The sequence below is a fragment of the Pseudonocardia pini genome (assembly GCF_013870575.1).
Taxonomy (GTDB): domain Bacteria; phylum Actinomycetota; class Actinomycetes; order Mycobacteriales; family Pseudonocardiaceae; genus Pseudonocardia; species Pseudonocardia pini.
Map to the genome: position 1 here is coordinate 1 of NZ_JACBXB010000130.1, position 9,665 is coordinate 9,665.

Sequence of the window (9,665 nt, forward strand, 5' to 3'; positions counted from 1 at the left end):
GCGTCGACGATCAGCGGGACGCCCGCCGCGTGCGCGACGTCGTTGGCGACCAGCCGGTTCCCGAGCCGCAGCGCCGCCCGGTCGGCGGCCCCCGAGCGGCCGACGCCGATCGCCGCGTGCCCGGGCCTGCCCAGGTCCTGGACCAGGGCCTGTGGACCGGTGTCGAGGATCTCGATCATGCGCGCACGAACCTCACCTCGGCACCCGGCTGCAGCAGCGCGGGCGGGTCCCGGTCCAGGTCCCAGAGCACGGCGTCCGTGCGGCCGATCAGCTGCCAGCCGCCGGGCGAGGAGCGCGGGTAGATGCCGCTGTACTCGCCTGCCAGGCCCACCGAGCCCGCCGGGACCCTGGTCCGGGGCTTCTCCCGCCGGGACACCGCCAACCGCGGGTCCCCGGCGGACAGGTAGGCGAACCCGGGCGCGAAGCCCCCGAACGCGACGCGCCACGGCGTGTCGGTGTGGGCGGCGACCACCTCCTCCGCCGACAGCCCGGTCAGCTCGGCGACGGCGGCGAGGTCCGGCCCGTCGTAGACCACCGGGATCTCGACGGAGCCCACCTCCCCCGCGTCGCCCGGCCGCACCTCCAGCCCCTCGACGGCGGTGCGGAGCCGACCCAGGTCCGTGCCCGGCTCGGCGAGCAGCAGCACGGTGCAGGCGGCCGGGACGACGTCGAGCACGCCTGCCAGGTCCGCCGCGCGGCAGCTCTCGGCGAGGGCCAGGACGTCCTCGTGCTCCACGAGGAGCGCCGCGTCCCCGTAGGACAGCACCCTCACACGAAGCCCCTCACGTCCACGCCCGCCTTCTCCAGCCCGGCCCGCACGGCGGTCGCCATCTCCACCGCCCCCGGGGAGTCCCCGTGCACGCAGGCCGACTCGGCCGCGACCGGCACGTCCGTGCCGTCGACCGCCCGGACCACCCCGTCGGAGACCATCCGCAGCAGCCGCTCGGTGACCTCGGCCGGGTCGTGCAGCAGCGCCCCGGGATCCCGCCGCGACACCAGCGCGCCGTCCGGTGTGTACCCGCGGTCGACGAAGAACTCGGGCACCGCCCGCAGGCCGCGCGCCTCCGCCACCCGCAGCAGCGCCGAGCCGGGCAGGCCCAGGACCGGCAGCGAGGTGTCGTACTCCGCGACCGCCTCGACGACGGCACGCGCCTGCTCCTCGTGGTGGACCGTGGCGTTGTAGAGCGCGCCGTGCGGCTTGACGTACCGCACCGCGGTCCCGGCCACGCGGCACATCGCCTCGAGCCCGCCGAGCTGGTAGAGCACGTCGGCGGTGAGGTCCGCGGGCGGCACGTCGATGAACCGGCGGCCGAACCCGGCGAGGTCCGCGTAGGCCACCTGCGCACCCACCACGACGCCGTTCACCGCGGCGTCGGAGACGGTCCGGCGCAGGGTCGAGGGGTCCCCGGCGTGGAACCCGCACGCCACGTTCGCACTGGTCACCAGGCCGAGCATGGCCTCGTCGTCGCCGAGGGCCCACCGGCCGAAGGACTCTCCGAGATCGGAGTTCAGGTCGAGCCTCATGCGAACAGGGTCCCCACCGCGGACACCGACGACCACCCGAGGTAGAGCGAGATCAGCCAGGCCAGGACGCCGATGCCGAGCAGCCAGCGGGGGTAGCGGTAGCCGCCGAGCAGGTCGCGGCGGCGCCAGGCGACCCAGAGGATCACCGTGAAGCCGATCGGCAGGATCAGCCCGTTGAACGCCCCGGCGAACACCAGCAGCGTGACCGGCGCGGTCCCGATCAGCACGTAGACCAGCGCGGAGACGGCGATGAACGCGATGGTGAGCAGGTTGCGGGTGCGGGGCGTGGTGCGCTCCGAGGTGAAGAACGAGACCGACGTGTACGCCGCGCCGATGACCGACGTGATCGCGGCGGCCCACAGGATGATCCCGAACAGCCGGAGCCCGACCTCGCCCGCCGCGGCCTCGAAGGCACTGGCGGCCGGGTTGTCCTGCGCGAGCGTGACACCGCCCGCCACCACGCCGAGCACGGCCAGGAACAGCAGGATCCGCATGACGCCGGTGACGATGATCCCGTAGACCGAGCTGCGGGAGATCGCCCCGACGTTCTCCGGCCCGGTGATCCCGGAGTCCAGCATCCGGTGGGCCCCGGCGTAGGTGATGTAGCCGCCGACGGTCCCGCCGATCAGGGTGGTGATGGCCAGGAAGCTGACGGTGTCCGGCAGCACGAAGCTGCGCAGGGCCTCGCCGAGCGGCGGCCGCGACACGACGGCGACGTAGGCCGTCATCCCGATCATCAGGACGCCGAGGACCACGACGATCCGGTCCAGCGCCACGCCCGCCCGCTTGCTCACGAAGATCGCGATGGCGACCACCGCCGAGATCGCGCCGCCGATCTTCGCGTCGAGACCGAACAGCGCGTTGAGCCCCAGGCCCGTGCCGCCGATGTTGCCGATGTTGAAGACCAGGCCGCCGACCAGCACCAACCCGGCCAGCACCCAGCCGACGCCCGGCGCCACCTTGTTGCCCAGCACCTGGGCCCGCTGCCCGGAGACCCCGACCACCCGCCACACGTTCAGCTGGACGGCGACGTCGATCAGGATCGACACCAGGATCGCGAAGGCGAACGCCGCGCCGAGCTGCACGGTGAACGTCGTGGTCTGGGTGATGAAACCCGGCCCGATGGCGCTGGTCGCCATCAGGAACATCGCGCCGAGCAGCGCACTGCGGCTGCTCTTGCTCATCCTCGTTCCGGTCTCCGCACTCACGTGCCCTCCCCGACGAACGGTGACCGGGCCCACACCCGGTCCGTTGATTGGTGAGCGTATGGATTGCTCAACAATCCGGCAAGAGGGAGCGGGAACAAGGAAACAGGCTGTTCACGTACGCTCCTCTCGTGACAGTGGACTCGGCGCTCGCCTCGCTGGCCGACGCCCGAGCGCTGGTCGCCCGCACCTCCACGGCCGAGCGCGTGGCCGATGCCGTGCGCAACGAGGTCGTCGAGGGCAGGCTGCGACCCGGCGGCAGGCTGCCCGAGGTCGCACTGGCCGAGACCCTGCGGGTCTCCCGGAACACCGTGCGCGAGGCGCTGTCCCAGCTGGTCGCCGAGCGGGTCCTGGTCCGCGAGCCCAACCGCGGGGTGTTCGTCGCGGTGCCCGGGCCCGCGGACGTCCGGGACGTCTACCGCGTCCGACTGCTGATCGAGCCCGCCGCGGTCCGGGACGGGGAGCTCGCCGCCGAGCCCTCGGCCCTCGTCCGGGTGCGGGACGCGGTCCTCGAGGGCCGTGAGGCCGCCGCGCGGGAGGACTGGCCCGGCGTGGCCGGCGCGAACCAGCACTTCCACCGGGCGCTCGTCGGCCTGGCGGGCAGCGAACGGCTCGACCAGCAGATGGGCCTGCTGCTGGCCGAGATGCGGCTGGTCTTCCACCGCATGACGGGGCCGACCGCGGTGCGCGCCTTCCACGAGCCCTATCTCGACCGGAACGACCGGATCGCCGAACTGCTGATGGCGGGCGACCGGGAGGCCGCGGCGACGCAGCTCACCGAGTACCTCGCCACAGCGGAGCGGCAGATCCTCGCGGCGTACGCGACGCTGTAGCCATGTCCCGTGTGCTCTCCCTGGGTCGCCTCACCCCCGTCCCGTGACGGGCTGGCAGCTCGCCTTCCTCTTCCTGGCCGGTGTCGGCGGTGGGCTGACCGGCTCCGTCGCCGGGTTGGCGTCCCTGGTCTCGTACCCGGCGCTGCTGGCCGTCGGGCTGCCGCCGGTGATCGCGAACGTGACCAACACCGTGGCCATGTTCGCGACCACCGTCGGGTCGGTCGCGGGCTCGCGCCAGGAGCTGCACGGCCAGGGCCGTGCGCTGCTGCGGCTCAGCCTGCTGACTGGGGTCGGCGGCGCGGCAGGCGGAGCGTTGCTGCTGGTCACGCCCTCGGAGACCTTCGAGATCATCGTCCCGTGGCTGATCGGGCTGGCGTCGGTGCTGTTGATGCTGGCGCCGCGGCTGCGGGCGTGGGCCCAGCGGCACGCCGAGGAGGGCGCGGGCGCGACCCCGCTCGGCCCGCTCACCCTCGTCGTCGCCTTCGGGGTGGCGCTGTACGGCGGCTACTTCGGCGCCGCCGCGGGCGTGATGATGCTGGCCCTGCTGTCGGTCGCCTGGTCGCAGAGCCTGGCCCGGTCGAACGCGGCCAAGAACATCGCGACCGGCGCCGCGAACCTGGTCGCCGCCGTGGTCTTCGCGATCGTGGCGCCCGTCGACTGGGCCGCCGTCGGGTCGATGGCGGCGGGCCTGCTGATCGGCGCGCGGCTCGGCCCGGCGCTGGTCCGGCGGGTGCCCGAGACACCGCTGCGGCTCGCGATCGGGGCGGCGGGCCTGGCGCTGGCCGTGAGCCTGTGGGTGAACCGATGAGTTCCGGGGCGGCGGGCGGTCCACCCCGCATGGCCACGATCCAGCCGATCCTGATCACCGCCGACCTCCCCCGCCTGGTGCGCTTCTACTCCGAGCTGCTGGGCGGGAAGGAGGTCATGCGCACCCCGCCGGAGGGCGAGCCCTTCTTCGTCGGGATCTCGGTGGGCGGCGCCGAGATGGGGTTCGTCAACGAGCCGAACGGCCCCACCGAGCAGGGCCGGGTCCTGCTCTCGATCGACGTCGCGGACGTCGACGCCCTCCTCCCGCGCGTCACGGAGCTGGGCGGTACCGCGGCCGAGGCGAACGACATGCCGTGGGGCCAGCGCGTCGCGCACATCCAGGACCCCGACGGGAACACCGTCAACCTCACGCAGGCCCTGTCCTCCTGAGCGTTCGTTCGGTAGGAACGGGCCATGCCCCGTCTCACGAAGCTCAGCCGGTCGGTCGCCGACCGCGTCGTCCTCGTCACCGGCGCCGCGAGCGGGATGGGGCGGGCGACCGCGCACCTGCTCGCGGACGAGGGTGCGAAGGTCGGCATCGTCGACAGGTCGGGGGACGCGCTCGAGGCCGTCGCCGACGAGATCCGCGAGGCGGGCGGCACCGTCCATCCCGTGGTCGCGGACGTGACCGACCCCGCGGCGCCCGCCGCGGCCGTCGCCGAGGTGCGGGGCACGCTCGGCCCGCTCGACGGGCTGGTCAACAACGCCGGCGTGAGCATCCACCTGCCGTTCGAGGACCCGGGGTTCGCCGAGGCCTGGACCACCACGATCGCCGTGAACCTCACCGCCCAGACCCTGTTCGCCCGGGCCGCGCTGCCCGATCTCGTGCGCAACGGCGACGGCCGGATCGTCAACATCGCCTCCACCGAGGGCCTCGGCGCCACCTCCGGGATCGCGCCCTACACCGCGTCGAAGCACGGGGTGATCGGCCTGACCCGCTCGCTCGCCGTCGAGTACGGCAAGACGGGCGTGACGGTCAACTGCATCTGCCCCGGCCCCATCCGCACCGGCATGACCGCTCGGATCCCGGACGCCGACAAGGAGGTCTTCGCGCGCAGGCGCACGGCGCTGCGGCGCTACGGGGACCCGGAGGAGGTCGCGCAGATGACCGTGTCCCTGCTGCTCCCGGCCGCCTCCTTCACGACGGGTGCGGTGCTGGTGGTCGACGGCGGGCTCACCGTCCGCAACGCCTGACCGCTCGCCCGTCCACCGCGGAACCTGAGAGTGGATCTGAGAGCGTGCGGCGGCGCGCGTTGCTCCGTGCGGAGCAACGCCGCGCCGCTCACCTCCGGCTCGGCGCGGATCGGCGGCGCAGAGGCAACCTCCCCTCAGACTCGCGCGTCCCACGGGTCGCCGGGACCTACCGTCTCCTCCGTGCCCGAGAGGAGACGTGCCATGCGGTCGAAGTCCCTGGTGCTCGCCGCCCTGGCGGCAGGCGCCCTCGCGCTGAGCGCCTGCGGCTCCGGCGCACAGGAGCAGCCCGCCGCCGCCCCCGCCGCGGAGGGCCAGGCGATGGACCACTCCTCGATGGGCGGCATGCACCACGGTTCCGACGGCGTGCAGCTGTGGGCCGTGCAGAGCGGGCCGCTGGGCACCGTGGTCACCAACGCGGACGGGCACGTCCTCCACCGGTTCGACGGCGACTCCGCCGCGCCCTCGACGTCGACGTGCACGGACACCTGCGCCGCCCAGTGGCCGCCGGTCCTGCTGGAGAACGGCAAGCAGCCCGAGCTGCTCGGCGTCTCCCCGGACAAGGTGGGCGTGCTCCAGCGTGCGGACGGGACCAGGCAGGTCACCCTCGCGGGCTGGCCGCTCTACATGTACTCCCAGGACGACGGCAGCCTGACCACGACCGCGGGCCAGGGCACGGACGGCAAGTGGTTCGCCGTCGCCCCGGACGGCTCGAAGGCCGTCACGCCCCGGTAGGGCCTAACAGCGCTTGATGTCCTCGGCGACCTGACAGGGGTTGCCGTCGATCTCGACCGTGGTCGCGAGCCGGGCCAGCAGGTCTCGGAGCTGGTCCCGCTCGGCCTGCCCCAGCGGGCCGAGGAGGTGCTCCTCGGCCTCGCGCAGCCGCTGTTCGAGATCGCACAGCCGCGCGCGGCCCACCTCGGTGAGCAGGATCTGCCGCGCCCGCCGGTCCGCGGGGTCCGGCCGCCGCTCCACCAGACCGGCGCCCACCAGCTCGTCGAGCAGGTAGGTCATCACGGTCCGGTCCACCCCGAGCTTGCGCGCGAGCGCCAGCTGGGTGGGCGTGCCCTCGTTCGCCGCCGCCAGCACCTGGTAGCCGCGCGGGCCGCCGGGCAGCCCGGCGAGCACGCCCTCGGCGGTCTTGATGTGCGCCCGCGTGACCTTGCCCAGCGCCCAGCCCAGGTCGGACTCGACGCGCTGCGGAGTGGCCACCGTCTCAGGATACGCATGTGGCACGACCGTCTGACGAGAAGATAGTCTGCAACACAGAACATCTTCCGAACCACGCAGATGGAGTCTCTCCCATGAGCCTGTTCCGCCTCGACAGCAGCATCCGGACCGAGGGCTCGGTCAGCCGCGAGGTCACCGACACCCTGGAGAAGGCCTACCTCGAGCAGCACCCGGGCGGCACCGTGGTCCGCCGCGACCTGGGCACCGCGCCCCTGCCCGCCGACCTGTGGGGCGTCGCGGCCTTCGCGGGCTACGTGCCGGAGGACCAGCGCTCGGAGGCGCAGCGCGCCGCTGTCACCCAGGTCACCGAGCTGGCGGACGAGCTGCTGCGCGCCGACGCGATCGTGGTCGGCTCGCCGCTCTACAACTTCGGCATCTCCCAGCACCTGAAGGCCTGGGTGGACGTCGTGATCACCGACCCGCGGTTCGCGCCGGGCACCTCGCCGCTGGCGGGCCGGTCGGTGGCGATCGTCGTCGCGCGCGGCGGCGGGTACGGCCCGGGCACCCCGCGCGCGGGCTGGGACCACGGCATCCAGTGGCTGTCCCGCATCCTGGGCGATGTCTGGGGCGGCACCGTCACGGTCGTCGAGGCGGAGCTGACCCTGGCGGAGAGCACCCCGGCCATGGCCGAGCTGCGCGGGCTGGCCGCCGAGGTCCGGGCGCAGGCGCACGAGCAGGCCGCCGCCACCGGCAAGGAGTTCGCCCGCTCCGCGGCCTGAGGCCTACGGCACGCTGAGCACCCAGTCCCCGAGCTCGTCGGACCACTCCATGTCCACGAGCCCGCGCGCGCTCGCGGCCCGGGCGAAGGCGAGGAAGCTGCCGAAGCCGTAGCGCTTCTCGCTGAAGTCCGGGCTGCGCTTGCGGAGCCGGTCCTTGAGGCCGGACAGCTGGGGGCGGCCGAGCTCGCGGACGATCTCGGTGAGCAGCGCGAACGCGTCGGCGTCCGGGCCGTGCTCCGGGAAGTCGACGGCCGGGTCGCCCGCCGCCGAGCCCTGCGTGAGCACCAGGACGCCCTGCTCGGCGAGGCGCCGCAGCAGCTCGCCGAAGCCACGTGAGCCGTGGTCGGACTCGTCGAAGGTCGGGTCCTTGCGCAGGATCGCGCGCTTGAGGCGGGAGCCCAGGACCGGTCCGTCGGCGTGCCGCTGCAGGCCGGCCAGGGTGCTCGCGACCAGCTTGGCGACGTCGACCGACTCCTCCTTCTCCGGCTCGACGGGCGGCTCGGGCTCCGGCTCCGGAGCGGGCGCCACAGGCTTGGTGCGGGTCCGGCGGGGCACCGGCTTGGCGTCCACCCCGGGCAGCCGGTCGTAGAACAGGAACTCGTCGCAGGCGGGCGGGAGCAGCGCCGAGGTCGAGGACTGCACCCCGATCCCGATCACCCGCTTGTCCATCTCGCGGAGCTTGTGCACGAGCGGGGTGAAGTCCGAGTCCCCGGTGCCGATCGCGAAGGTCGTGATGAAGCCGCGCTCGTAGGCCAGCTCGATCGCGTCGACGGCCATCTTGATGTCCGCGGCGTTCTTGCGGGCGAACCCCATCCGCTGCGGCAGCTCGATCAGCTCCACCTGGTGGCGGACGAGCAGCTTGCGGTCCTCGTCGAAGAAGGACCAGTCCGCGTAGGCGCGCCGCGTCACGACCCGTCCACGCTCGGCCAGCGCGTCGGCCACGGGCCCCAGGTCGAAGGGGCTCACCCCCAGCCCGTCCCGCGCGCCGATCGCCAGGTTCTCGTAGTCGAGGAACAGGGCGATGCGTTCGTCGTCGCTCGTCACGGGGGTGACAGTAGGACTCAGGTCCCTGGGCTGCCGGGCCGGTGCCTGCCATCCTGCGCGAATGCCCCTCGGTGGCGGCCGTACGCCGTTGGCCCGTTCGCTCGGCGTCTCGCTCCTCGCCCTCGTGGCGGTCGCGTTGGTGCTCGGCCTCGTCGAGGTCGCGTTGGTGGCGCAGAGCCCCGGCCCGACCTGGGCGTACGTCGGGTTCACGCTGGTCGGCTGGGTGTACCTCGGCGCGGGCGTGCTGGCCTGGTGGCAGCGGCCCAGCAACCGCACGGGGCTGCTGCTGGTGGCGAGCGGCGTGGCCTGGCTGCTCGCGAACCTCGTCAACACGCAGGTGCCGGTGCTCACCGCGGTCGGCACCGCCGTGGCCACCTCGTTCCTCGCCCTGCTCGTGCAGCTCCTCCTGGCCTTCCCGACGGGCAGGCTGCCCGGCAGGGCGGAGCGGCTCACCACCGCCGCCGGCTGGGTCACGGCGCTGGTCCTGCAGGCGCCGCTCTGGCTGTTCGTCGTCGACCAGCACCCCTACCACCTGCTGTGGGTCGCCGACCGGCCCGACCTGGCCGCCCTGGGCGGGACGGTCCAACGCCTCGCCGGCATCGCGGTGGTCCTCGCGACCGCGGTGATCGTGGTCCGCAGGCTGCGCGGGCTGGACCGGGAGCGGCGGCGGGTGCTGGTCCCGCTGAGCGTGTACGGGCTGGTCGCGGCGGTGCTCGTGCCCGTCGGGGCGGCTCTGGAGGAGCTCGTCGGGCTCACCCCGGTGGCCCGTGTGGCGCTGCAGCTCGTGGTCCTCGCGGGGGTGCCGGTGGCGTTCGTGCTGGGCATCCTGCGCGGCGGGTTCGCCCGCACCGGCGAGGTCGAGGAGCTGGCCACCTGGCTCGGCGCCGCCGACCGGTCCGAGCCCACCACGGCCCTCGCCCGCGCCCTGGGCGACCCGACCGTCGAGCTGGTGTTCTGGCTGCCCGGCGGGTACGTCGACGCCGCGGGCCGCCCGGCCACGCTGCCCCCGCCCGGCTCCCACCGCGCCGCCGTCCCCGTCGACCTGCACGGACAGCGGGTGGGGGCGATCGTCCACGACACCACGCTGCTCGCCGATCCCGCACCGGTCACCG

Annotated in this window: 12 protein-coding genes; 7 read left to right on the plus strand and 5 right to left on the minus strand. The window is 73.8% G+C overall.

All coding sequences use genetic code 11. The annotated features are described in order from the left end of the window. Window positions 1-175: 175 nt before the first annotated feature. From H5J29_RS10510 to H5J29_RS10520, 3 genes are read right to left on the minus strand one after another with little or no spacing between them, the layout of a single operon-like run. Entirely contained in the window at window positions 176-772 is a 597-nt protein-coding gene (locus H5J29_RS10510; RefSeq protein ID WP_181780742.1) for a 5-oxoprolinase subunit B family protein, read from the minus strand. Beyond that, window positions 769-1,524, minus strand: a complete 756-nt coding sequence (locus H5J29_RS10515; RefSeq protein WP_181780743.1) for a LamB/YcsF family protein — start codon at window positions 1,522-1,524, stop codon at window positions 769-771. The genes H5J29_RS10510 and H5J29_RS10515 overlap by 4 nt, the downstream gene beginning before the upstream one ends. Continuing rightward, window positions 1,521-2,708, minus strand: a complete 1,188-nt coding sequence (locus H5J29_RS10520) for an NRAMP family divalent metal transporter (RefSeq protein WP_181780744.1) — start codon at window positions 2,706-2,708, stop codon at window positions 1,521-1,523. The genes H5J29_RS10515 and H5J29_RS10520 overlap by 4 nt, the downstream gene beginning before the upstream one ends. 152 nt (window positions 2,709-2,860) lie before the next feature. On the opposite strand from H5J29_RS10520, the gene H5J29_RS10525 reads away from it, so the two are divergent. From H5J29_RS10525 to H5J29_RS10545, 5 genes are all read left to right on the plus strand, one after another. Beyond that, window positions 2,861-3,562 carry a GntR family transcriptional regulator gene (locus H5J29_RS10525; RefSeq protein WP_181780745.1) on the plus strand — a complete coding sequence of 234 codons (702 nt, stop codon included), beginning with the start codon at window positions 2,861-2,863 and terminating at the stop codon, window positions 3,560-3,562. 43 nt (window positions 3,563-3,605) lie between these two features. Continuing rightward, on the plus strand, window positions 3,606-4,370 hold the full coding sequence (locus tag H5J29_RS10530) for a sulfite exporter TauE/SafE family protein (protein ID WP_181780746.1): 765 nt from the start codon (window positions 3,606-3,608) through the stop codon (window positions 4,368-4,370). Next, window positions 4,367-4,759 (plus strand): VOC family protein, encoded by a 393-nt coding sequence (locus tag H5J29_RS10535; RefSeq protein WP_220187234.1) that lies wholly within the window; start codon window positions 4,367-4,369, stop codon window positions 4,757-4,759. Before H5J29_RS10530 ends, H5J29_RS10535 begins: the two co-directional genes overlap by 4 nt. A gap of 24 nt (window positions 4,760-4,783) precedes the next feature. After that, window positions 4,784-5,563 carry an SDR family NAD(P)-dependent oxidoreductase gene (locus H5J29_RS10540; RefSeq protein ID WP_181780747.1) on the plus strand — a complete coding sequence of 260 codons (780 nt, stop codon included), beginning with the start codon at window positions 4,784-4,786 and terminating at the stop codon, window positions 5,561-5,563. A gap of 201 nt (window positions 5,564-5,764) precedes the next feature. Continuing rightward, window positions 5,765-6,295 carry a COG4315 family predicted lipoprotein gene (locus H5J29_RS10545; protein ID WP_181780748.1) on the plus strand — a complete coding sequence of 177 codons (531 nt, stop codon included), beginning with the start codon at window positions 5,765-5,767 and terminating at the stop codon, window positions 6,293-6,295. A gap of 3 nt (window positions 6,296-6,298) precedes the next feature. On the opposite strand, the gene H5J29_RS10550 is transcribed toward H5J29_RS10545, so the two are convergent. After that, the gene (locus tag H5J29_RS10550) at window positions 6,299-6,772 is read right to left on the minus strand and encodes a MarR family winged helix-turn-helix transcriptional regulator (RefSeq protein WP_312858149.1); all 474 of its coding nucleotides are present in this window, start codon (window positions 6,770-6,772) and stop codon (window positions 6,299-6,301) included. 92 nt (window positions 6,773-6,864) lie between these two features. On the opposite strand from H5J29_RS10550, the gene H5J29_RS10555 reads away from it, so the two are divergent. Further along, a complete protein-coding gene (locus H5J29_RS10555; RefSeq protein ID WP_181780750.1) occupies window positions 6,865-7,509 on the plus strand; it encodes an FMN-dependent NADH-azoreductase in 645 nt (214 codons plus the stop codon). A gap of 3 nt (window positions 7,510-7,512) precedes the next feature. On the opposite strand, the gene H5J29_RS10560 is transcribed toward H5J29_RS10555, so the two are convergent. Further along, a complete protein-coding gene (locus H5J29_RS10560; RefSeq protein ID WP_181780751.1) occupies window positions 7,513-8,553 on the minus strand; it encodes an NYN domain-containing protein in 1,041 nt (346 codons plus the stop codon). A gap of 61 nt (window positions 8,554-8,614) precedes the next feature. Here H5J29_RS10560 and H5J29_RS10565 point away from each other — a divergent pair. Beyond that, the coding region (locus tag H5J29_RS10565; protein ID WP_220187240.1) for a hypothetical protein at window positions 8,615-9,665 on the plus strand (1,051 nt) is incomplete at its 3' end.